The organism is Brevirhabdus sp. (assembly GCF_052826345.1).
On sequence record NZ_JBRBUA010000016.1, the window covers coordinates 1 to 22,725 of the forward strand.

20 protein-coding genes are annotated in these 22,725 nt (G+C 68.3%); 6 read left to right on the forward strand and 14 right to left on the reverse strand.

Features of this window, described 5'->3' with window-relative positions; all coding sequences use genetic code 11:
* Nucleotides 1-335: 335 nt before the first annotated feature.
* From ACU0BR_RS02290 to ACU0BR_RS02305, 4 genes are all read right to left on the reverse strand, one after another.
* Nucleotides 336-764 (reverse strand): hypothetical protein, encoded by a 429-nt coding sequence (locus ACU0BR_RS02290; protein ID WP_446155224.1) that lies wholly within the window; start codon nucleotides 762-764, stop codon nucleotides 336-338.
* 220 nt (nucleotides 765-984) lie between these two features.
* A complete protein-coding gene (locus ACU0BR_RS02295; RefSeq protein ID WP_446155225.1) occupies nucleotides 985-2,304 on the reverse strand; it encodes a cytochrome P450 in 1,320 nt (439 codons plus the stop codon).
* Between the two features lie 100 nt (nucleotides 2,305-2,404).
* Nucleotides 2,405-3,052, reverse strand: coding sequence for a carbonic anhydrase (locus ACU0BR_RS02300; protein WP_446155226.1), 648 nt, complete (start codon nucleotides 3,050-3,052; stop codon nucleotides 2,405-2,407).
* A gap of 112 nt (nucleotides 3,053-3,164) precedes the next feature.
* Entirely contained in the window at nucleotides 3,165-4,346 is a 1,182-nt protein-coding gene (locus ACU0BR_RS02305) for an FAD-dependent oxidoreductase (RefSeq protein ID WP_446155227.1), read from the reverse strand.
* Between the two features lie 120 nt (nucleotides 4,347-4,466).
* On the opposite strand from ACU0BR_RS02305, the gene ACU0BR_RS02310 reads away from it, so the two are divergent.
* Nucleotides 4,467-5,102 carry a TetR/AcrR family transcriptional regulator gene (locus ACU0BR_RS02310; RefSeq protein WP_446155228.1) on the forward strand — a complete coding sequence of 212 codons (636 nt, stop codon included), beginning with the start codon at nucleotides 4,467-4,469 and terminating at the stop codon, nucleotides 5,100-5,102.
* A gap of 94 nt (nucleotides 5,103-5,196) precedes the next feature.
* Here the strand turns inward: ACU0BR_RS02310 and ACU0BR_RS02315 are convergent, their stop codons facing one another.
* Nucleotides 5,197-7,077: a PhoX family protein gene (locus ACU0BR_RS02315; protein WP_446155229.1), complete on the reverse strand. Its 1,881-nt coding sequence runs from the start codon at nucleotides 7,075-7,077 to the stop codon at nucleotides 5,197-5,199.
* Nucleotides 7,078-7,287: 210 nt separating this feature from the next.
* On the opposite strand from ACU0BR_RS02315, the gene ACU0BR_RS02320 reads away from it, so the two are divergent.
* Together ACU0BR_RS02320 and ACU0BR_RS02325 are read left to right on the forward strand one after the other, a co-directional pair.
* Nucleotides 7,288-8,667 carry a leucyl aminopeptidase family protein gene (locus tag ACU0BR_RS02320; protein WP_446155230.1) on the forward strand — a complete coding sequence of 460 codons (1,380 nt, stop codon included), beginning with the start codon at nucleotides 7,288-7,290 and terminating at the stop codon, nucleotides 8,665-8,667.
* Nucleotides 8,668-8,682: 15 nt separating this feature from the next.
* Nucleotides 8,683-9,546, forward strand: coding sequence for a C40 family peptidase (locus ACU0BR_RS02325; protein ID WP_446155231.1), 864 nt, complete (start codon nucleotides 8,683-8,685; stop codon nucleotides 9,544-9,546).
* A 34-nt stretch (nucleotides 9,547-9,580) separates the two neighbouring features.
* Here the strand turns inward: ACU0BR_RS02325 and ACU0BR_RS02330 are convergent, their stop codons facing one another.
* The 7 genes from ACU0BR_RS02330 to ACU0BR_RS02360 all read right to left on the reverse strand — a co-directional run bounded on the left by ACU0BR_RS02330 (nucleotide 9,581) and on the right by ACU0BR_RS02360 (nucleotide 18,181).
* Nucleotides 9,581-9,925, reverse strand: a complete 345-nt coding sequence (locus ACU0BR_RS02330; RefSeq protein WP_446155232.1) for a DUF2794 domain-containing protein — start codon at nucleotides 9,923-9,925, stop codon at nucleotides 9,581-9,583.
* Nucleotides 9,926-10,278: 353 nt separating this feature from the next.
* The gene (locus tag ACU0BR_RS02335; RefSeq protein WP_446155233.1) at nucleotides 10,279-11,538 is read right to left on the reverse strand and encodes a lytic murein transglycosylase; all 1,260 of its coding nucleotides are present in this window, start codon (nucleotides 11,536-11,538) and stop codon (nucleotides 10,279-10,281) included.
* Nucleotides 11,539-11,728: 190 nt separating this feature from the next.
* A complete protein-coding gene (gene rnr / locus ACU0BR_RS02340) occupies nucleotides 11,729-13,990 on the reverse strand; it encodes a ribonuclease R (RefSeq protein WP_446155234.1) in 2,262 nt (753 codons plus the stop codon).
* A gap of 159 nt (nucleotides 13,991-14,149) precedes the next feature.
* Nucleotides 14,150-14,932: an inositol monophosphatase family protein gene (locus ACU0BR_RS02345; protein ID WP_446155235.1), complete on the reverse strand. Its 783-nt coding sequence runs from the start codon at nucleotides 14,930-14,932 to the stop codon at nucleotides 14,150-14,152.
* Nucleotides 14,919-16,265, reverse strand: a complete 1,347-nt coding sequence (locus tag ACU0BR_RS02350; protein ID WP_446155236.1) for a TldD/PmbA family protein — start codon at nucleotides 16,263-16,265, stop codon at nucleotides 14,919-14,921. Before ACU0BR_RS02350 ends, ACU0BR_RS02345 begins: the two co-directional genes overlap by 14 nt.
* A gap of 40 nt (nucleotides 16,266-16,305) precedes the next feature.
* Nucleotides 16,306-16,698: an MAPEG family protein gene (locus ACU0BR_RS02355; RefSeq protein WP_446155237.1), complete on the reverse strand. Its 393-nt coding sequence runs from the start codon at nucleotides 16,696-16,698 to the stop codon at nucleotides 16,306-16,308.
* A gap of 40 nt (nucleotides 16,699-16,738) precedes the next feature.
* Nucleotides 16,739-18,181 carry a DUF2125 domain-containing protein gene (locus tag ACU0BR_RS02360; RefSeq protein ID WP_446155238.1) on the reverse strand — a complete coding sequence of 481 codons (1,443 nt, stop codon included), beginning with the start codon at nucleotides 18,179-18,181 and terminating at the stop codon, nucleotides 16,739-16,741.
* A gap of 205 nt (nucleotides 18,182-18,386) precedes the next feature.
* Here ACU0BR_RS02360 and ACU0BR_RS02365 point away from each other — a divergent pair, with 205 nt between their 5' ends.
* From ACU0BR_RS02365 to ACU0BR_RS02375, 3 genes are read left to right on the forward strand one after another with little or no spacing between them, the layout of a single operon-like run.
* Complete coding sequence (locus ACU0BR_RS02365; protein WP_446155239.1) at nucleotides 18,387-19,142, forward strand: SDR family oxidoreductase; 756 nt, start codon at nucleotides 18,387-18,389, stop codon at nucleotides 19,140-19,142.
* On the forward strand, nucleotides 19,139-19,753 hold the full coding sequence (locus tag ACU0BR_RS02370) for an enoyl-CoA hydratase/isomerase family protein (protein WP_446155240.1): 615 nt from the start codon (nucleotides 19,139-19,141) through the stop codon (nucleotides 19,751-19,753). Before ACU0BR_RS02365 ends, ACU0BR_RS02370 begins: the two co-directional genes overlap by 4 nt.
* On the forward strand, nucleotides 19,750-20,928 hold the full coding sequence (locus ACU0BR_RS02375; RefSeq protein WP_446155241.1) for a TIGR03862 family flavoprotein: 1,179 nt from the start codon (nucleotides 19,750-19,752) through the stop codon (nucleotides 20,926-20,928). Before ACU0BR_RS02370 ends, ACU0BR_RS02375 begins: the two co-directional genes overlap by 4 nt.
* Nucleotides 20,929-21,168: 240 nt before the next feature.
* Here the strand turns inward: ACU0BR_RS02375 and holA are convergent, their stop codons facing one another.
* Together holA and lptE are read right to left on the reverse strand one after the other, a co-directional pair.
* Entirely contained in the window at nucleotides 21,169-22,194 is a 1,026-nt protein-coding gene (holA, locus tag ACU0BR_RS02380; RefSeq protein WP_446155242.1) for a DNA polymerase III subunit delta, read from the reverse strand.
* Complete coding sequence (gene lptE / locus ACU0BR_RS02385) at nucleotides 22,191-22,721, reverse strand: LPS assembly lipoprotein LptE (RefSeq protein ID WP_446155243.1); 531 nt, start codon at nucleotides 22,719-22,721, stop codon at nucleotides 22,191-22,193. The genes holA and lptE overlap by 4 nt, the downstream gene beginning before the upstream one ends.
* Nucleotides 22,722-22,725: the final 4 nt, after the last annotated feature.

Sequence of the window (22,725 nt, forward strand, 5' to 3'; positions counted from 1 at the left end):
AGATCGCCGAGACGCTGGGCGCGCGCGTGCTGAAAAAGGGCTGACCCGGCCTCTATAGCTCATGCGGCACGATCAGAACCCGCGCGAAAACGCGCGCGGGCTTCCCATGTCGCGCATTGAACCGCGTCCAAAGGCGCGCGGGGTTGTCCGCCTGTCCGCCTGACCGTTGCAGCGGCCGCGCTGCCGAGGCGATTCTGCCGTCGACACGCGCGCACCCTGCCTCTTGGACGGCCCGATCTGCGGCTCGGTGGAGGAGCGCCTCCCGGATCGTCTGTTTTCCCGCGCCCGCGCCGACGCTCTGCATCGAGGCGGGCGATTTTGCGGAGGGCGGCTTATCAGCCCGACATCAGCAGGTTGGCGGCGTAGGATGTCTTGCCTTGCGAACCGCTGGCGATCGGCGAAAGTTGATCGATCAACAGTCTGGTCCGGGCTTCCCTGAGCTGCCGTTCGGCAGCGGTCCGCGCATAGGCGCGGTCGGAGCCGATCGCATCGGCCTTGCCTTCGCCCTCGCGCGGCGCCGTCGGCACCACCGGGCGCGCGCTTGCAGCGGCCGCGGCCCTGCCGTCGTCTTGGTCAACGCTGCGACCCGGCGCAGATGCGGAACCCGAAGCCGAGGCCTCCCTGCTTCCGGACGGTTCGGATACGTCCTGCGAGGACTCCGCCTGCTGCGTGTTCTCGGTCGGCTGGGACGATTGTTCCTGAGGTGCAGGCTTTGGGGGAGGGGCATAGGGATTGCTCCCAATGATCGGGGAAATCAAAGTCATGGAATCACTTTCATCAATTGCGTTTCAGGTGGCCCGGTTGCTGACCGGAAATACGGGCAGCTTCATGGTTCCAAAATGGCATTACCGGGAAAGTGGCGATTGAGCCGAAGCGGTGCGGCCCCCACGCAGGGCTTAGACGGCGCGGCCAGACGTGGTCCGTCCAAAGGCAATCCGGCCAAAGGCGATCCGGCCGAGCGCACGGGGCGACAGGTCGCGGGTCTCAAAGCGTTTCGCGCGGTCTTATGTTGCCGATGAAGAAGCCGCCCTTCGGCAAGGCGGGCAGCGCCCGCATGTCCATGTCCCGGCCGGGGTTTGTCACGTCGTAGCTGATCTGCTGCGTCAGGAAGGCGGCAAGATGTTCGAGGATGCGGATCGTCAGCCATTCCCCGGGACAGCGGTGATTGATCGCGTGGTCTCCGCCGCCTTGCGGGATCATCCCGAAGGCGTCGAGCTTCCGATCCAGAAAGCGCCGCGGCGCAAAGATGTGCGGCTTGTCCCATACGGCCGCGTCGCGGCTGGTTCCCCACAGATCCAGGGCTACCCTGCATCCTTTCGCGATGCGCCGCCCCTCCAGCGTCATGTCATGGTTGGCAATGCCGACGATCAGCGGAAAGAACGGGTAGTGTCTGCGCACCTCCTGCACGAAGGCGCGCCGGGAGGCGCCGGGCGTAGCGGCCATCCCGGCCGCCTGCGGGTGGTGGTAGAGCGCATGTGCCAGCTGCACGCCAAAGACCGAAACCGCCACGATCGGACGGAGCAGGTTCAAAAGCTCCGCCGCGGCGATGGACGCGGGCAGGGGGCGGCCGCGCTCGTCGCGCCAAAGCGCCACGGCGGCGGCGGGGCTGTCGGCCGCAATGCCGCGCGGATCGCTGAACGTCGCGCCCCCGACGTTTCCGCCCGCGCCCGTTCCGGCGCCGCTGCCGACCGCGTCGCGCCGGATCTGGCGAATCACCACGATCATGCGCCGCTGCATCTTGCGCCGCGCCAGCAGGCCGCGCCAATGCGACGGCCCGATGCTTGCGGCCTTCTCGAACAGCGCGCTCAGCGGCGGGACGATCTCGCTGAGTTGCGCGTCGCTCAGGGGGATGCCGGCCCAGGCGAAGGCGGAGCGCGTCAACATGCGGCGCAAATGCAGATAAAGGTCCACCGGGGCGGTGTTGTTCGCGTTGTACCGGGCGAAATCGGTCGTCTCGCGGTCCAGGATGGCGATGAAATCATCCAGCCCGCGCGTGTTCATCAAGGCCAGGAACTGTGCCTTGCGCGCGCGGTGCGCGGCACCGTCCAGCCCCTGCACGACACCGGCCGGACCGAAGATCACCCGCCGTATCCGCGCGGGCGCGGCCTGATGGCGGTCGAAGGCGCCGGGGGTATAGAACAGCTGCGCCGCGTCATGTCCGGTCAGGCACAGCGTCGCGCGTCCCAGAAGCCGCGTCCTGAACCCCGGCGTACCCAGCGCATGGGCCGTCAGGTAGATGTACCTATAGGGATCGCGCAGCAGGGGGAGAGTGGAGTCGATCCATCCATCGCGTGGAAACTTCATATCGGTTCCTCGCCGTCAGCCGGGTATAGGGGCCAACGAGCGAGAAGCCGGTCGCGTTCCCCCGCCGCGGCCCGATGGCGGCGGGGCGGCGGTCGCGCGCTCAGATCGCGTGAAAATCCTTGCGCTCGGGCTCATAGGCGTAAAGCTCGCCTTCGGCGATGTCGGTCCAGAGCCCGTGCATCGACAGACGCTCCGCTTCGATCGCTTCGCGCACGAAGGGAAAGGTCATCAGGTTTTCCAGCGAGATCAGGACCGCCTGATGCTCAAGCGCGCGCGGGCGCTGGTCTTCGGGCAGCTCGTTCACCCGATCGTAGCCGGGTTGCAGCAGGTCCATCCAGCGGCCGATGAAGCTCGTCTTTTCCAGAAGTTCGGGCGCCGCGCCGGAACACATTTCATAGCAGCCGCGCACGCCGCCGCATTGCGAATGGCCCAGGATGATCAGATGCGCCACCTTCAGCACCGTGACCGCATATTCCACGGCAGCCGAGGTGCCGTGCAGATCGCCATCGGGATTATAGGGCGGCACCAGATTGGCGATGTTGCGGTGAATGAAAAGCTCGCCCTGTTCGGCACCGAACATCGACGTGACCTGAACGCGGCTGTCGCAGCAGGAAATCACCATCGCGCGCGGTCTTTGGCCATCTTCGGCCAGACGGCGATACCAACCCTTGTTCTCGGCGAAGGTGGTGGCCTTCCAGCCGTGATACCGCTGGACAAGGTTGGTGGGCAGGGGCTTGGCATGATGCATGACGGACCTCGTGACGGTTAAGCGTGGCCCCTGTCTAAGCACCGGCGCCGCCAAGTTCGAGCAGATTTTTGCACCGCGGCCCTCCTGCACCGGTCGCGGTTGGCCGCCGCGCTCAGCGTGGCAGGACCGAAAGCTCGCGCCGCGAGAGGCCCGCAAGATCGTCCATCACCTTGCGCTTGGCGAAGGGAATGCGATCGAGGCCCGTCAGCATCAGGTTGCGCAGCGTCCGGCCCGCGGGCGATGTCATTGTCGCCGCGCGCGTCATGCGGTCGGCGGTACGCATCACGCTGGCGGCGGCCGGGCGGCGCAGCCTTTCGTACAGGTCGATGTGCTCCGCCGGGCGGCGCTTCTTGAGGATGTCGCCCAGCAACTCGCCCAGCACACAGGCGTCGATCAGGCCGCAGTTCATGCCCTGACCGCCCGCGGGGCTGTGCACATGGGCGGCGTCGCCCATCAGCAGGAACGGGCCTTGCCGGTGTGTCTGGGCCAGCCGGTAATGGACGCGGAACCGGGAGCTCCATTTCAGTGCGCTGACGGAAAGGTCGTCCGTGCGCGGGCCGCGCGCGCGCAACACGGCCAGGATATCATCGGCGGCGGGCGTTTCCGGCGCCTCCGCCACGGTCGCGACGATGCGCACGGCGCCGTCCGGCAAGGGCGCGACCACGACCAGCCCCTCGGGCGACAGAAACAGCAGGCCCTGCGGTTCATGCAGCGGCCAGTCCAGGTGCACATCGGCCAGGATGAACGATTCGGCGTAGCTGCCCCCCGCAAACCCGATGCCCGCGGACTGGCGGACCTGCGAATGCATCCCGTCCGCGCCCACCACATGGCGCGCGGCGATCTGCGCGGGGCCGTCGGGCGTATCTACCTGCGCCAGCACGCCCGAGCGCGTCGCGGCGATCTCGGTCGCGGTGACCCCATGATGCACCTGCCCGTCCAGGCGCGTCAGCCGCTCGGACAGCACCGATTCGGTGACGTTCTGCGGGATCATCAGAAGATAGGGATAGCGGCTGTCGATGGAGGAGAAATCCATGCGGAAAAGCGTGGTGTCGCGTTCGCGCGCCGCGAAGATCGCGTTTTTCAAGCCGCGCTGCACCAGGGTTTGCGTCACGCCGATGCGTTCCAGAACCTCCAGCGTGTGGGCGTGGATCACCGCCGCCCTGGAGGTATTGGGCCGGTCCGTCCTGCGTTCTATCAGGACATGGTCGATGCCTTGCTGTTGCAGCATCACCGCCAGCGTCAGCCCGGTCGGCCCCGCGCCCACGATCAGAACGTCCGTTTCCCGAGGCAGCATGGCATTCCCTCCCGCGTGAACATGAGGGTCAGGGTAATCCGCGCGGAATAATTGTCAACACTTGTTGATTTTTGTGATCTGGTACAGGCAGTCGAGCGACAATCGAAAGGCGGCGGCAAGATGACGGACGGACTTCCCGATCAAGACAGCGGATCTAAATCCGCCCGTACCCGGCGCGCGATCCTGGCGGCGGCGCGGTCGGCGTTCGCGCGGCAAGGATATGACGCGGCCACGATCCGGGGCATCGCGGCAGGCTGCGGCGTCGACCCGGCGCTGGTGATACGGTACTTCGGCAACACGGCGGCGCTGTTCGCCGCCGCGACCGACATCGACCTGCACCTGCCGCAGTTGGACGCGCTGCCCGCCGACAAGGTGGGCGAGGCGCTGGTCCATCATTTCCTGAGCCTCTGGGACAACGCCCCGAGCGCCGTCGCGCTGATCACCTTGTTGCGGACCTCCACCTCGAACGCCGCTGTCGCCGCCCGGATCAGAGAGGTCTTCGCCGCGCAGGTCATGCCCGCCTTGCAGCTGCTCGACGCGGGGCGCGCCGTGCCCGCCCACGCTGCCGAGGCATCCTCGGGGTCCCCGTCCGGCGATCTGGCCAGACGCAGCGGCCTGCTGGCCAGCCAGTTACTGGGTCTGGCGCTGTGCCGCTATGTGCTGGAAATACCGCCCCTGGTAGCAATGTCGCGCGACGAGATCGTTCGCGCCTATGCGCCCACGCTGCAACGCTATGCCTCGGGCGCCATAGATTGACGCGCCCGCGTCCGGTCGCGGGCGGGGGCGGTCAGAGAAAAGGGGTGCCGATGTCCGGCACCGGCACCCCCGGGATGACGCGACGGGCGCGTGGTCAGCCGAAGGCGGCCCCGTCCTCGCGCCACACCGAGATGACCGAAGAGCGCGGCTTGCCCGTGCCATCCGGCCAGGACCCGCCGGGGTGCTGGATGCCGACAAAGGCCACCTTGCGGTCGGGCGACCAGGTCAGGCCGGTGACCTCGGACCCGTTGGGCGCGGTCAGAAAGCGGGCGATTTCGCCGCTCTCGGGGTTGCCGACCAGCATCTGGTTGTTGCCGTGGCCCACGAAGGCGCCCTCGTTGCTGAAATCGCCGTCGGTCTGGATCCACAGCATCCCGTCGGAGGAAAAGGCCATCCCGTCGGGCGAGTTGAACATGTTGCCCGCCGTCACGTTGTCGGACCCGGCGTAGGCATCGTCAAAGACATCCGGGTTGCCGGCCATGACATACAGATCCCAGGTGAAATCCTTGGCGCCGTGATCTTCGCCCTTGGGCCGCCAGCGCACGATCTGGCCGAAGTTGTTGGCCTCGCGCGGGTTGGGGCCGCCGACCGGGGTTTCATCGCCGCCCGCGTTCGGCTTGACGCCGCGGTTCTTGTTGTTGGTCAGGGCGCAATAGGCCTCGGCGCGCAGCGGGTTGGCGGCGATCCACTCGGGCCGGTCCATCGTGGTGGCGCCGACCTTGGACCCGGCCATGCGGGCGAAGATCAGCATTTCCTCGATCGGCATGCCGGTCGTCTCGGGCGTCAGGGCCAGCCATTCGCCCGTCTGGTCGTCGTTGAACCGCGCGACGTAAAGCGTGCCGTCCGACAGCAACCCGTCGGTGGGCTCGCCCTTTTTCCAGCTGGCGTTCGACACATAGCGATAGATGAACTCGCCGCGCTCGTCGTCGCCCATGTAGACCACGATGCGCCCGTCGGCGGCCTGCACCATCTCGGCGTTCTCATGTTTGAACCGGCCCATCGCGCTGTGCTTGACGGGGGTGCTTTTCGGGTCCTTCGGGTCGATCTCGGTCACCCAGCCGTGGCGGTTCGGCTCCTGCGGGTTTTTCGACAGATCGAAGCGCGCGTCGAATTTCTCATAGGCATAGCGGCCCTTGTCGCCGATGCCGTAGCGCTTGAACCCGGCGGTCTCGTCATAGCTGCCGGTGGCGCCGAAGTAACCGTTGAAGTTTTCCTCGCAGGTCAGATAGGTGCCCCACAGGGTCTTGCCCGACCCGCAGTTGTTCATCGTGCCGACGGGCGATCTGCCCTCGGGGTCGGCCTCGGTGCGCACCAGCGCGTGACCGGCGACGGGGCCGTCCATCGTCATCTGGGTCCGGTGCGTGATGCGGCGGTTGAACGGGCTGTCGAGCAGCACCGACCAGCCGTCGCCCTTGTCGGCGATCTCGACCACGGTGACGCCCTGCATGTTTTGCAGCAGGCGCACCTCTTCGGCGGTCTGCGGCACGCCCTGGGATGCGGCGGGCAGGTTGATCTTGGGGTTCACATATTCGGAATTGATCGCCAGCAGGACATGGCCGTCGGCCTCGAACGTCTCCATCCCGTCGGTGTTTTCGCCGAACACCTTGTCGGACATGTCCAGCGGCACGCCGGTCTCGGCGGAAAAGGCGCCGCGGGCCTCGGCGAACAGCGGATCGCCCCAGCGCACCAGCGGTTTCCAGGCATAGCCCTCGGGCACGTTGACCTCGAACCCGGTGGCAATGTCGATCGGGCTGAAATCGAAACCGGCGCCTTGCGCGCGGGCGAAGGGGGTGGTGGCGAACAGCCCGGTGCCAAAGGCCGCGGCCCCCGACCCAAAGGCCAGCGCCCCGCCCAGAAAGCCGCGGCGGCTGACCGCGCGTTCGACCACGGCGTCGAAATCGTTTTCCGCCGGGCGCGGGTCGCGCAGCTCGTCGAAGTCGTCCCACGAAAGGTCGACGGTTTTCTTGATGTCCATGAAGCAGTCCCTCGGGTTTTGGCGGTCACGATAAATCGGCCCGAACGGGGTCGGGCATGGGCAAGCGCTTCGCATGCGCGGGTAATGCTCAGGTGGCAGTTCGATGAAAGATTTATGTCAGGCCCGCCGGACCGCACGCCTCGATCCGCTTGCAGGGATCGGCGCAAGGCGTAGTGTAGCGGCGATCTCAACATGAGGAGAAGCCCGAATATGGAATTCGCACCCCCGCACAGCGCTGCAATCCCGATCTATCTGGGCTGCGCCGACCGCAAGGACGAATGGGTTTCCGGGCTTCCCGATGCGGTGGCCGCCTGGGCCGCGAACGCGGGGTATGAACCCGCGCTCGGCAGCCATCAGATCATGCGCGACGATCAGGGCAGGGCGGTGGCGGTGCTGGCGGGACTGGGCACCGAGGCCGCCCGCAGGCGCGGCCGTTTTCATCTGGCCGCCCTGGCCGATGCCCTGCCCGAAGGCACCTACCGGCTGGAAACCGACCTGACCGGCGACGCCCTGTCGGAGGCCGCGCTGGGCTGGCTGCTGGCGTCCTACAGGTTCGACCGCTACGCCGACCAGACCACCCCGCTCGCGCGGCTCATCGCGCCCGAGGGCGTCGATGCCCGCCGGCTGGAGATTATCGCCCGGGCCGAGGCGCTGACTCGCGATCTGGTGAACACGCCCGCCAATGACATGGGGCCGGACAATCTGGAAAAGGCCTTTGTGGCACTGGCCGAGGAATTCGGCGCCCGACACAGCGTCATCCGCGGCGCCGACCTGCTAGAACGGAACTTCCCGCTGATCCACACCGTCGGGCGCGCCGCCGATCAGGCGCCGCGGCTGCTGGACATGCGCTGGGGTGCCGAGGGGCCAAAGCTGACGCTGGTGGGCAAGGGCGTGTGTTTCGACACCGGCGGGTTGAACCTGAAACCGGGCAAGTCGATGGGCTTGATGAAAAAGGACATGGGCGGCGCGGCCAATGTCCTGGGGTTGGCGCGGATGGTCATGGCGCTGAAACTGCCGGTGCAGCTGCGCGTGCTGATCCCGGCGGTGGAAAATTCGGTGGCGGGCAATGCCTTTCGCCCCGGCGATATCCTGACCTCGCGCAAAGGGCTGAGCGTCGAGATCAACAACACCGATGCCGAAGGGCGGCTGGTGCTGGCCGACGCGCTGGCGCTGGCGGATGAGGAAACGCCGGATCTGCTGGTGTCGATGGCCACGCTGACGGGCGCCGCGCGCGTGGCGCTGGGGCCGGATCTGGCGCCCTTCTACGCGACCGAGGATGCCGTCGCGCAGGCACTGGAAACGGCCGCGGGGCCGGCCGCCGACCCAGTCTGGCGCATGCCCTACTGGGATCCCTATGAGCCGATGATAGAGCCGGGCATCGCCGATCTGGACAATGCACCTTCCGGCGGGTTCGCGGGCTCGATCACCGCGGCGCTGTTCCTGCGCCGCTTTGTCGAGGCGACGCCGCGCTACTGCCATTTCGACATCTACGCCTGGCGCCCCGCGGGCCGTCCCGGCCTTTCCAGGGGCGGGGTGGGGCAGGGGCCGCGCGCGATCCTGGGGGCGCTGCCGGACATCCTGGGTCTGTGACGGGGTAGAAACGGCATGACGGACAGACGGTTTCATTTCGCCAACGCGCGCGTGGCGCATGTCTCGCTGCGCAGGGGCGCGGGGGTAGACGCGGGGACGGGCGCGGGCGCTTCCGGGCCCGCCCATGCGCAGGCCCGCCCCATGCAGGTCATCGCGCCGCTGGCCGATCTGTGCCGCGCCCCGGACGAAGGTCGCGACCGGCAGATCCCCTTCGGCGCCGAAGTCGAGGTGCTGGAAACCCGCGGCGAACATGCTTTTCTGCGGCTGATCGACGACGGCTATGTCGGCTATATGCGCGCCGCGGCGCTGGGCGGCGCGGGGCCGCCCGCGACCCACCGCGTCATGGCGCGATCCAGCCAGATCTACACCGCGCCGGAGCTCAAGGCCCCGGACAGGATGCCGCTGCCCTTCGGCGCACGGCTGCGGGTGCGCGGCCACACCGGCAGCTTTGCCGAGCTGGCCGGGGGCGGATACGTGCCGTTGCAGCATATCGCCCCGCTGAACCGCACGGGGGACGATCCGGCCGCCGTGGCGCAGATGTTCTTGGGCAGCCCCTATCTCTGGGGCGGGGACAGTGCGGCAGGCGTGGATTGCAGCGGGCTGGTCCTGGCCGCCTGCGACGCCTGCGGTATCGCCTGCCCGCGCGACAGCGATCTTCAGGCGGCACGCCTTGGACAGGCACTGCCCGAAGACGCCCCAGCTCGGCGGGGCGATCTGATCTTCTGGAAGGGCCATGTCGCGATGATGCTGGACGACACGCATCTGATCCACGCCAACGCCCATCACATGGCGGTCGCGATCGAACCGGCGGCGGAGGCAATCGCGCGGATCGCCCGCAAGGAATTCGGCGCGGTCACGGTGCGGCGCCGACTGGGCTGAACATCCGCCGGAATGCGCCCCGTCCCGTTGCGCCTCAGTCGATCGCGCGGATCAGCTTGCGTTCCAGCACGCGCAATACCGTCTTCAGATCATGCCCGCGCTTGAGGATCTGCCCATCCATGCCGATCACCGCATACTGCCCCTGTTTCTGCGCCAGACGCGGCCGCTTTTCGATCCGGTAAAGGGGGTGTTCCGCAGTGCGGCGGAATATGGCGAAGACGGCGACGTCGCGCAGGCAGGAAATCCCGTAATCGCGCCATTCGCCCGCGGCGACCATACGCCCGTAAAGCCCGAGGATCAGCCCAAGCTCGATACGGTGGAACGCCACCTGTTCGGGGACACGGCCAGCGGGAAAAGGCGTCGGTGATTGCACGGTCATCCCCTGATGGTGGCGCGCGCAGGCCCCGAAATCAAGGCCCGGCACTTCGACGCCGACCGATGCCCCCTTTTTGCCGCGCCCAAGTTTCGCCCGGAAATGACCCGCTCGGCACCACGTGCCTTCCCTGCCTTCGCCGGCATTGTCCCCGATAACATCCTCATAGCGATGAAGCGCTATTCCCGGTGCCGTGGATTAATTGCCCCCACCCAGCCTGCGGCACCGGGGACTATCATAAGCAAGACGCACGGGGCCCCTGCCAGCAGGCGGGGGCCCCGTGTTTCTTCCGGTCTTGGATATCCTCGCGGGGCTTGCCCGCAGGGCAAGCGGGCCGAGGGCCCGCTGCGCCCGACCCGCTACTGCAAACGATGCAGGATATCGAGCGATACGTACCCATCGGGCACCATGCCCTGGGCGGTCTGGAACTCCCGCACGGCCTGGATGGTGTTCGGCCCGATGATCCCGTCTATTCCGTCGGTGTCGAACCCCTTGCCGGTCAGAAGGCGCTGCAATTCCTGCTTCTCGGAAAACCGCAGCCCCCTGTCGCCGCGCGGCCACCCCGCCCGGATCGCCGGTCGGCCCTTGATGCGGTCGCTCAGGTGCCCCACCGCTATCACATAGGCGTCGGCGGTGTTGTAGGTCTCGATCACGCTGAAGTTCTTGTAGATCACGAAGGCCGCGCCCTTCGCCCCCGCAGGCAAAAGGATCGAGGAGGGGCCATGTTCCGGCACCGGCGCGCCCTGCGCCGTGCGCACGCCCATGGCGTTCCAGGCGGCGGCGGGTTTCTTGATGCGCTCTCCCGACTGGGAATAGTCGAAATCCTCGGGCAGGGTCACTTCCATTCCCCAGGGCTGACCATGGACCCAGCCGGAATTCCGCAGGTAGGCCGCCGTCGACGCCAGCGCGTCGGCGGGATCGTCCGACCAGATGTCGCGCCGCCCGTCGCCGGTGAAATCGACCGCGAACCCCAGAAAACTGGTCGGGATGAACTGCGTATGGCCCATCGCGCCGGCCCAGCTGCCGGTCATGCTGCGGGCATCCGTGTCGCCGTCCTGCACGATCTGAAGCGCGGCGACCAGTTGATCGGCGAAGAATTCGCCGCGCCTGCCGTCAAAGGCCAGGGTCGACAGGGCGTCGACGATGGGAATGTTGCCGCGAAAGGTCCCATAGGCCGATTCCAGCCCCCAGATCGCGGCGACGACCTCGGCCTCGACCTTGTAACGCGCCTCGATCCTGGCGAAAAGATCCGCGTTGGCGGCCATCGCCCTGCGCCCGTTTTCCACGCGCGTTCGGGACACGGCGGTGTCCAGATATTCCCAGATCTGCTTGGTGAATTCGGACTGGTTGCGATCGCGGGCAATGACGTCCTCGCGGTATTTCACGTCGCTCAGCGCCGCATCCAGCGTGTCCGCCCGGATGCCCCGCTTTGCGGCGTCATCCCGAAACGCCTGCAACCAGGTGGCGAACCGTTCGGGAGTGGCGGCGACCTGCACGATATTTGTTTCCTTGCGCGGGATCGGCCGCGAGGAACTGTCAACGACAGTGGCCTGCGCGGGCATGACCATCGGAAGAAAAGCTAGTCCGAAGAGCCCGCAAAGGGCAATGAGCGATCGCATGAATGACCTGCCTTCAAGCTGCGTTGTGGCAGAAGTGTAGACCCGTTGCCCCGGCGCAGAAAGCGCCCTTGCGTGACGGGGCCGCCCCATCGGCAAGGCCCCGCCTTGTCCGCCTGCATTCCGCGCCCGGCCAAGGGTCCGCGTCCGCCCCCCGGAGGGTCCGCGCCCGTCCCCCGGACGCCTCCGCGACCTACTTGCCGCGCCGGACGATCTTTTTGCGCCTGGCCTTTCGCGCGGCCGATTTGCGTCCCGCCGACGCGCCCTTGCGCCGGCCCGCCCCGGCCCTGCTGCCCGATGGGCCGCGCGGCACAGGCTGATCCTCGATCTCCAGCAGCTCCAGGATCAGGCCGCCGGTGACCGGGACGGCCTCGGTCAGGCGTGCGGTCACGCGCTGTCCCAGTGATATCACGCGCCCGCTGTCGGCGCCCATGAGCGATTGCGTTTCGGCATCATGGTGAAAGAATTCGCGCCCCAGCGAGCGGATCGGCACCAGCCCGTCCGCGCCGGTCTCATCAAGCTTGACGAAGACGCCGAACCGCGTGACGCCGGAAATGCGCCCGGTCAGCTCGGTGCCGACCCTTTCCGACAGATAGGCGGCCAGATAGCGGTCGTTGGTGTCGCGCTCGGCCAGCATCGAGCGACGTTCGGTCTGGGAAATATGCTCGGCTGTCTGCTCCAGCGTTTCGATTTCCTGCGGGCTCAGCCCGTCGTCGCCCCAGCCATGCGCGCTGACCAGCGCGCGGTGCACGATCACATCGGCATAGCGCCGGATCGGCGAGGTGAAATGCGCATAATTGCGCAGCGCCAGGCCGAAATGGCCGAAATTGTCCTGCCCGTAATAGGCCTGCGTCATCGATCGCAGGGTCGAGATGTTGATCAGCTCGTCGAAATCGGTGCCCTGTGCCGCCGCGAGCAGCCGGTTGAGATGTTCGGTGCGCAACACCTGCCCCTTGGCCAACACCAGCCCCGAGGCCTGGGCGACCTCGCGCAGCGCGTCCAGCTTTTCGGGGCTGGGCTCTTCGTGCACCCGGAACAGCAGCGGCTGGCGCTTTTTCACCAGAACCTCGGCCGCCGCGACATTGGCGAGGATCATGAACTCCTCGATCAGCCGATGCGCGTCCAGCCGGTCGCGAAACGCGACCGAGGTGACCCGGCCGTCCTCGGACAGCACGATGCGCCGTTCGGGCAGATCCAGATCCAGCGGCTGACGTTGCGAACGCGCCGTCTGCGCGGCGGCATAGGCGGCGTAAAGCGGCGCGATCACCTCGTCCAGCAGGGGGGCGGTCGCGGCATCGGGGGCGCCGTCCTGCGCGGCCTGCACCTGCTCATAGCTCAGCGAGGCCCGCGACTGCATCAGCCCGCGATGAAAGCTGTGGGCGATCTTGCGCCCCTGGGCATCCAGCACCATGCGTACCGCGATGCAGGCGCGTGGCACGCCCTCATGCAGCGAACACAGATCGCCCGACAGCCGGTCCGGCAGCATCGGCACCACCCGGTCGGGAAAATAGGTGGAGTTGCCGCGCTTGCGGGCTTCGCGGTCCAGCGCGGTGCCGGGGCGCACGTAATGCGCCACATCCGCGATCGCCACCCAGACGATATGCCCGTCCGGGTTGGCCGGATCGGGATCGGCCTGGGCAAAGCAGGCGTCATCGTGATCGCGCGCGTCGGACGGGTCGATCGTGATCAGCGGCAGGTGGCGCAGATCCTCGCGCCCGGACAGGCCCGCGGGCTTCATCGCGTCGGCGGCGGCAACCACGTCATCGGGAAAGTCGTCGGGAATGCCGTGCTGATGGATGGCGATCAGCGACACCGCACGCGGGGCGGACGGATCGCCAAGCCGCGTGACGATGCGCGCGAGCGGCAGGCCCATGCGCGCGCGGGGGCCCGATTGCTCGGCTTCTACCAGCTCGCCGTCGCGGGCGCCGTGCACGGCCCCGGGGGGCACATGCCACTCACGGTCGGACTTCTTGTCGATGGGCAGGATGCGCCCGCCTTCGGCTGCCTTGCGGAACACGCCCAGAATGCGCAGCGGGTTGGTGCCGATACGCCGGATCAGGCGCCCTTCATAGTGGTGATCCTCGCCGCTGACCGCCTGCAAGCGTGCCAGGATCCGGTCGCCCGGCCCCATCGCCGGATCATTGGCGCGCGCGATCATCAAGACCCGCGGCTCCACTCCCTCGCCCTGCCATTCCAGGGGGTGGGCGAAGAGGTCCCCGTCGGGGGACGGCTCCTGGACCTGCAACACCGACACCGGCGGCAGCTTTTGCGGATCGCGGTAGCTCTTGCCGCGCTTTTCGAGATGCCCCTCCGATTCAAGCTCCTTCAGGATGCGCTTGAGGTCGATGCGCGCAGCCCCCTTGATGCCGAACGCCTTGGCGATATCGCGCTTGGAATTCAGAGTGGGATTTTCGGAAATCCAGTCGAGGATCTCGCTGCGGGAGGGAATGCGCATGGACATGCCCCCAGCTAACATGCCGCCCTGACAAGGTCATGCGGAAAGCGCGATGCCTTCGGCGAGGATATTTTGGCGACAATGAAAAACATGTGTCGCGGTGTGCCGGGCGGGCCTCATTGTCGCGCAAATATCCGCGCCGCAGGCAAGAAGTCCTGCCTAACGCCGGGTGAGCAGCCGCGCGTGCAGGGCATCGTGAAGCGCGGCGCCCGCGGCCAGCACCCCGGGGCATTGCGGATGCGGGTTGTTGAAGCGCAGGCCCGCGCCGCGCCGGTCGGTGACGCGCACGCCCGCTTCGGTGGCGATCAGATCGCCTGCCGCGATATCCCATTCCCAGCAGTCGCGCAGCGTGATCATCGCGTCGAAACGACCCTCGGCGACCAGGCACATGCGATAGGCGAGCGAAGCGCGGAAATGGCGCGTGCAGGGCAGGAGGCCGCCCTGCCAGTGGTCGCTGTCGAAGTTGGATTTGGCAGCCAGCACCGTGGCGCCGTCCAGCCGGTCCTTGCGGACGGGCCGCAGCGGCTGCGCGTTCAGCGTGGCGCCGCCGTCGCGGGTGGCGGCGAACAGCAGGTCGCGCTCCGGCAGGTAGACGACGCCCGCCGTCACGCGGCCGCCCTCGGCCACGGCCAGCGAATGGGCGAATATCGTCTCGCCGTTGATGAAGGATCTGGTGCCGTCGATCGGATCGACGATGAACACGCGCGCGTGGTCCCGCCGGGCCGCCGTGTCGTCGGATTCCTCCGATAGCCAGCCGTAATCGGGACGCGCGGCGGTCAGCTCCGCCGACAGCATCCTGTCGATTTCCAGATCGGCCTCGGTCACGGGACCGGCGTCGCCGGGTTTGTGCCAGACGCGCGGCGCCTTGCGGAAGTGGCGCGAGGCGATGCGCCCCGCGGCGTGTGCGGCGTCGATCAGCAGCGGCAGGTCACTCGCCGGCAAGTGTCAGCCCCTCGACCAGCAGGGAGGGCACGACGCGGCTGAGGTGCCTGCGCGCGTCATTCGCGGGAATCAGCGTCATCAGCATTTGCCGCAGGTTGCCCGCGATGGTGCATTCGTTGACGGCGTGGCTGATCTGCCCGCCTTCGACCCAGAACCCGGACGCGCCGCGGGAATAATCGCCCGTGGTGGGGTTGATCGACGATCCGATCAGCGATGTGACCAGCAGCCCCGTGCCCATGTCCCGGATCAGCTCTTCGCGGCTCTGCGCGCCCTGGGTGATCGCGATGTTTCCGACCGAGGGCGAGGGCGGCGCTGACGGTCCGCGCGCGGCATTCCCTGTGGAGGACATGCCCAGCTTGCGCGCGGTCGACAGGTCCAGCGTCCAGCCTTGCAGCACGCCGTCCTTCACGATGGCGCGGTCGCGGGTCGGCAACCCCTCGCCGTCGAAGGGGCGCGAGCCCGAGGCGCGCGGCCGGTGCGGCAGTTCGGTGACCGACAGCGCCGCGGGCAGGATCTGCTGACCCAGCCCGTCCGACAGCCAGCTTGACCCGCGCACGATGGCGCTGCCGTTTATGGCTTGCAGCAGATGGCCGATCAGGCTGGCCGCGACGCGCTCGTCGAAGAGCACCGGATAAGATCCCGTGCGCGGCTTGCGGGCGCCGCGTCGTGCCAATGTGCGTTCCGCCGCCAGGCGGCCGATCTCTTCGGGTGCGGGCAGATCCGCCTGGAAGATGCGCGCCTCGCCCGCGTAGTCGCGCTCCATGCCGCGCCCCTCGCCGGTGATGGCCACGCAGCTGATCGCGCGGTCGGTGCGGGCATATCCGCCCGAAAACCCGCCCGAGGTGGCCAGATGTATGCGGCGCGCGCCATAGCCCGCCGAGGCGGCGTCGATCCTGCTGATGCCCTCGACCTCCATCGCCGCGGCCTCCGCGCGGCGGGCGTCCTCTTCCAGCGCGGCGGGGTCGGGCTCGGCGCCGGGATCGCACAGTTGCAGCGCATCGACATCCCAGTCGCGCGCCAGATCTTCCGGTGCCGCCAGCCCGATGCTGGGATCCTCGGGCGCCAGCCGCGCCATAGTCACGGCGCGATCCGCCATTTCGGCGATCGTCGCGTCGCGGATGTCGGAGGCGGAGACGCAGGCCTGCCGCTGGCCGATCAGCACGCGCAGGCCGATGTCGATGCCCTCGGCGCGTTCGGCATGTTCCAGCGCGCCGCCGCGCACATCGATGGACAGCGACCGCCCCTCGATGGCCAGGGCGTCGGCACTGTCGGCCCCCGCCCTGCGCGCGGCATCCAGCAAAGAGGCGGTCAGCCTCGAAAGATCGTTCGCCATGAGGTCTCGTCCCGTGTCAATATGCACCCGACCTAGTGCCCTAGAGCAGGGCGTACAAGGCGGTGCCCGCCCCGCTGAGCGCAAGCGCCGTCAACGTCAGCGCCATTCCCGCCTGCCGGAAGGCCAGTGGGCCGTTGCAGAAAAAAGCGTGGAAATGCAGGATGCGCCCCAGCACCAGCAGCACCCCGAGCCCGTGAATCGCCAGGACAGGCGCGCCCATCAAGGCGGCGCTGAGCATCAGGATCAGCGCGAGCGGCACCGTCTCGGCGAAGTTCGACTGCCCGCGCATCGCACGCAGCAATTCCTTTTCGCCGCCGTCGCCATAGCTGATCTGCAAGCGGATGCGGATGCGGATGACCGCGACCACGATCCAGCACAGCAACAGGCCGAGCAGCCCGGCATAGATCGAAAAGGCCGTGATCTGGGGCGTCATTGCCGCCATTTCCCCTTGCTGCGGATACCGCGCGTCCGGCTCACTGCAATCGCTGCCCGTTGGCCATCAGCGCGCCGTCCTCGGTGATCTCGATACGCGATTGCAGCGTGTCGGGTCCGTCGCCCGGCTTGGCGAAAAGGCCCATCATCATCCGCGCGCCCATCGTCTGCTGCCGCGCCAGAACACCGATCTGCGTCAGCTTGTCCATCAGCGCATAGCCCCCCGTCAGCGTCAGATCCAGCGTGCCGACGGGCTTCGGCCCGCCGCCGAGCGGCGAGGGCTTGTCGTTCTCGAACCGAAATCCGCCCTCGCCGGTCAGCTCGGCACCGCCGACGGCCAGCGTCAGCCCGTTGATGTCGAGGCTGCGCAGGTCGGCCGCGGGTCGGGACGGGTCGGGCACCGCGGCGGGGTCGAAGATGTTTATCAGCCAGCGCGCCTTGCCGCTCAGATCCACGCTCAGCCTCGCGGGATCGCGGGGGATCACCTTGGTCGGATCGATGAAGCGCCACATCGCTTCGGAAACGCTCAGCCCCAGCAGGCTGACCGACAGCGCGAAGTCCTGGGGCACGTCGCTTTGCATGACGGGAAGGGCGATGCTGTAATCGGCCTCGTCGAGGGCCGCCGTCAGCTCGGGCACGGGAATGTCGGAGCCACTCAGCCGCAGGCTCAGCCCCTTCGAGGTGCCCCCGAAGCTGAGCGATCGGGGCGAAAGGTCCATGCGCATCGAGCCCGCGCTGCTGCTGGCAGAGGCCTGCGCATTCTGGGTCGGATCGTCGAAGGACATGCGCGTGTCGCTGCCGCTGTGCGAAAACGCGACGCTCGTATCCGCGCCGGTTGCGTCGAGCGCGGCATTCGGATCGCTTAGCCGGGACAGGCCGGCCAGATCGCCCGACCATTGCGCGGTGACGCCCTCGATCGTCGAGCGCAGGTTCAACCTGCCCTGATCGTCCGGCGCGCTAGCCTCGAACGACAGGCTGACCCGATCCGCGCCTGCGGTGCTGTCGATCCGGGTTTCGGCGCTGCGGCTCACGTCATAGCTGCCCTGATAGCCGCCCAGCATGATCTGCGCCTGCACCGGCCGTGCCGTGCCGTTGACCTTCCAGCTGGCGACCGACACGCCGATTTCGGACGCGCCATAGCTCATCGTCGTCTCCTGTGGCGTGCCGCCCAGGATGACCGCCAGATCCTTCTGGCTGATCCTCATCGCGATTTCCGCCACCGATCCATCCGGCGCGACATTGTTGAGCAACATGTCGTAGCCATCGCTCATCGTCAGGCGCACGTCGCCGCCGGTTTGCTCGACCAGCTCGATGCTGGGGATGGTGCCGGTCAGGCTGCCGGTGGCATTGTCCAGCCGATAGGTCACATCCGACAGGCGCAGCCTGCCCGCGCTGCCGTCCTGACGCGCGGCGTTGATCGAGGCGCCGTAGCTGTCGGTGACCTCCTTGATCAGGGTCCAGGCCTCCTCGCTGGTCAGCGCCATTGCCGGGGACTGGATCATCGCCAGGAGAATCGCGGTTGCTGTCATCCGGGACAAACGCGGGGTCAGAAGACTGTGCACGGGGGGACCTCAGTAAAAAACACGATGGCGTGCAGCTTCATCCGAACGATCGCGGCGGGTCAAGCCGGGAATCCTGTGGTCGGCGGCGGGCGGACACGCTAGGTTTTGCGAAAAAGAAGGACCTGACATGAACGATGTTTCCGGCAAGACCGTGATGATCACCGGCGCCAGCCGCGGCATAGGTGCCAGCGCGGCGCGCGCCTTTGCGCAGCAGGGTGCGAATGTCGCCCTGCTGGCCCGCAGCGAGGACGCGATCGCGGAGCTGGCGGGCGAGCTGGGCGCCCGCGCGCTTGCCATCCCCTGCGACATCACCCGCTACTGGGAGGTGGAGGCCGCCGTGACCGCCTGCGTTGACGCTTTCGGCGGACTCGACGTGTTGGTGAACAACGCGGGCCAGATCGAACCCATCGCGCATCTGGCCGCGTCCGAGCCCGAGGCCTGGGGGCAGGTCATCGATGTGAACCTCAAGGGCGTCTATCACGGAATGCGGGCCGCCTTGCCGGTCATGATCGCGGCGGGCGGCGGATCGATCCTGACGATTTCCTCGGGCGCCGCGCATCATCCCGTCGAGGCCTGGAGCCATTATTGCGCCTCCAAGGCGGCGGTGGCGATGCTGACGCGCTGCGTGCACGATGAAAACGCGGCGCAGGGCATCCGTGCCATCGGGCTGTCGCCGGGTACGGTCGCCACCCAGATGCAAAAGGAAATCAGGGCCAGCGGCGTCAATCCGGTCAGCAGGCTGGACTGGTCCGACCACATCCCGCCCGAATGGCCCGCCCGGGCGCTGGTCTGGATGGCGGGCAGCGATGCCGATGCCTTTCTCGGTCAGGAAATTTCGCTGCGCGACGCGGGGGTGCGCGCGCGCATCGGGCTGGAGGCTTGATCGCGCTCGACAAGGGCGCCCGGCGCTGGACGGTGACGCTGCGGCGGGCCGAAAAGGCCAACTCCCTGACCCGCGACATGCTGGCGGATCTGGCGCGGGTCGCGCGCGATGCCGCCCGCGCGGAGCTGGGCGCTTTTGTGCTGACCGGGGAGGGGCGCGTGTTCAGCGCGGGCGCCGATCTGGATCAGGCGCGGGCGGGTCTCGCCCTCGATCCGCTGTGGGAAGAGGTCTCGGGTGCGATCGCGGATCTGCCGTGCCTCAGCATCGCGGCGCTGAACGGCACGCTGGCGGGGGGCGCCTTCGGCATGGCGCTGGCCTGCGATCTGCGTATCGCGGTGCCGCAGGCGCGTTTTTTCTATCCGGTGATGAAGCTGGGATTCCTGCCGCAGCCGTCGGACCCGCGACGGATGGAGGCCCTCATGGGGCCTGCGCGCAGCAAGCTGATCCTGATGGGCGGCGCCCGCCTGAGCGCCGCCGAGGCGCTGCAATACGGGTTGATCGACCGCATCGTCGACGAGGGCGCCCTGTCGCAAGGCGTCGACGCCATCCTGGCCGACGCCGAAGCCGCCGCGCCCGCGCATGTGGCGGGGATCAAGGCGATGGTGCGGTGAGCGCGCCCGCGGTGGTGATCGGGGGCGGTCCCGCGGGCCTGATGGCGGCCGAGCAGCTGTCACGGGCCGGGCTGCCGGTCCTGCTTTGCGAGGCCATGCCCTCGGTCGGGCGCAAGTTCCTGATGGCGGGCAAGTCGGGGCTCAACCTGACCAAGGATGAGCCGACCGCGCAGCTGCGCGCGGCTTATGCCGAAGCCGCCCCGTGGCTGGCGCCCATGCTGGGCGCATTCGGTCCCGATGCGGTGCAGGACTGGGCGCGGGGGCTGGGGCAGGATCTGTTCACCGGCAGTTCCGGCAGGGTGTTTCCGACGGCGATGAAGGCATCGCCGCTATTGCGCGCGTGGCTGGGGCGGCTGCGCGACCGGGGGGTCGCGTTTCGCACCCGCTGGCGATGGCGCGGCTGGGATGGCGATGCGCTGGTCTTCGACACGCCCGAGGGCCGCGTGGTGCAGCCGATGCGGGTCGCGGTTCTGGCGCTGGGCGGGGCAAGCTGGCCGCGCCTGGGATCGGATGGCGGCTGGGCGCCGCTGCTGGCCGCGCGCGGCGTGGCGCTGGCGCCGTTTCGTGCCGCCAATGTGGGGCTGCGCGTCGCCTGGTCGGAGCGGATGGCGAAATACATCGGTCACCCCGTCAAGGGCGCGGCGCTGCGGGTTGCTGGCCGCCCCGTCAACGGGGAGTTTGTCATCACCGCCCGCGGGCTGGAGGGAGGCGGCATCTATGCGGCCAGCAAACCCGTGCGCGAAGGCGCGGCGCTGACCCTGGACCTGCGGCCGGGCTGGGACGCGGCGCGCCTGTCGGACCGCCTGGCGCAGCCGCGCGGGCGTGCCAGCCTGACCAACCATCTGCGCAAGGCAGCCAGGCTGGACCCGTTGCGCCTGACGCTGTTACGCGAATTCGCCCACCCCCTGCCCGAGGAGGCGCAGGCCCTCGCCGCGCTGCTCAAAAGCCTTCCCGTGCCCCATCTCGGGCCGAACCCGTTGCCGGAGGCCATTTCCACAGCGGGCGGCGTGGTCGCGGCGGCGCTGAGCCCGGAGCTGGAGCTGCGCGCGGTCCCGGGCGTGTTCGCCGCGGGCGAGATGCTGGACTGGGAGGCCCCCACCGGCGGCTATCTGTTGACCGCCTGTCTGGCGACCGGACGGCACGCGGGGCTGGCCGCCGCCACACGCGCGGGCTGAGCGCGCAGCCGGACGCCGCGCGACGAAAGCCCGGGGGGGCTGCGCGGTCGCGCCGGATCGGTCGAACCGGCGAGCGGCACGTGTCAATCGACCGAAGCCGCCGTCGCCCGGATCTGGTCGCCGGGTCCGGTTGGGGGCGAGGGCACCCCGCGCTGCGGGACGGGCAGCTGCCCCCGCGTGATCGCCGGTTCCTTCAGCGTCCCGAGAACCGGCGGGGAGGGGGCACACAGGCGTCGCTGTCTAGCGCGCACCCATCATCGCCAGGCGGATCAGCGCGCGTTCCATCAGCGCCATCGCAGGCGCGCTTTGCCCGGCGGAGCGCAGTTGCAGATCCGTGTCGATCAGCAGCCGGACGGCGTCTTCCAGCTTGTGCAGCCCCCAGGCCTGCGCCTGCCGCGCCATGCGGTCCCGGCGCGGGCCGAAAACCGGCGGCCTGACGCGCGCCAGACCGGCGGCCGGACCGCCCGGATCGGCGGCGGCGGCGTGCAGGGTGCGGAAATGCCGGGTTGCGGCAATGCACAGGCCCACGGGCTGTATCCCCTGTCCCTGCAGCCGGTCGAGCACCGGCCCGATTTCCGCCTGCCGCGATTCCGCGACGATGTGCAGGACATCGTCCAGCGCGGCCTCCTGGCTGGCGGGGGCGCAGGCCTCGACCTGGGCCGAGGTGACGGGGCTGTCGTCGCCGAACTTGAACAGCGACAGCTTTTCCAGCGTTTGGCGGAAATCGCCGGGGTCCAGTTCGCGCGCCAGCGCGGCGATGTCGGTGGCCGCGTCGCCGTCGATACGGGTCAGCCCCGCCGCGCGCAGCAGCGCGTCGATCTCATCGCGGCCCGGCGGGTCGTCATAGATGCCGACCGCATAGGCGTTGGGGTGCGATTCGAACAGCTTGCGCAGCGTCGAACGCGCGGGCAGCGCCCCCGCCGTCACGATCAGCTGCGCGTCGCCCATCTGCCAATCCGCAAGCGCCGTGCCGACAGCTTTGGCGATGCTGTCGGCGGCATCTTCCAGAAAGGCCACCCGCGCGCCGGGAAAGAACCCCTGCGCCTTGATCGCATCGTTCAGCAGCGCCGGGTCCTTGCGCAGATCGCCCGCCGACAGGCGCGTCAGGCGCATTTCCTCTTCGCCCGCGGGGCCGATCAGCGCGGCGATGAGCTGCTGGCGCTTCAGCGCGACCCGCATCGCGTCCGCTCCGTAGATCAGCAGGCCCGTGCGCTGGCTTTCGGGCTTGGCGAAATAGCGCGCCGCGTCGCGGGGAGAGAGCTTCATTGCCTTCGAAGCGGCTTTTGGGCGGCCGTGGGGCCGACCCCCGCGGGGGTTCCCCGGGCGGGCGCCCAGCCGGGGGCCGTCGCCAGAAGGCGCGTCACCAGCAGGTCGGCCAGCGAAATCATCAGCCGCGCATAGGCGTCGCGTTCCGCGGCCCGGGTGCCCACGGGCGATGCCGTTGTCGAATAGGAGGTGAAGTTTTCCACCCGACCCGTCGCGACCGCCGCCTTGCCGCCGCGTTCGGTCACGCTGTAGTCAAGCTGGCCGATGACGTTGTAGCGCTCGATGTTGTTCGACCCGCTGATCGCCAGCGCGCTGGTGTCCAGCGCGATGCGGTATCCCAGAAGATAGCGCGGCGCGCGCGGCTGGCCCAGGCGTTCCTCAAGGCGTCCGACCAGGTTGAAGCTGTTCAGATCGTCCGGTGCCTGAAATTCGAACTGGTTGCGCAACGCGCCGGCAGACCCGTCGGGGCCGTAGACCGGGCGAAACCCGCATCCCGCCAGCGGCAGCGCCACCAGCAGCGAAAGCATTTTC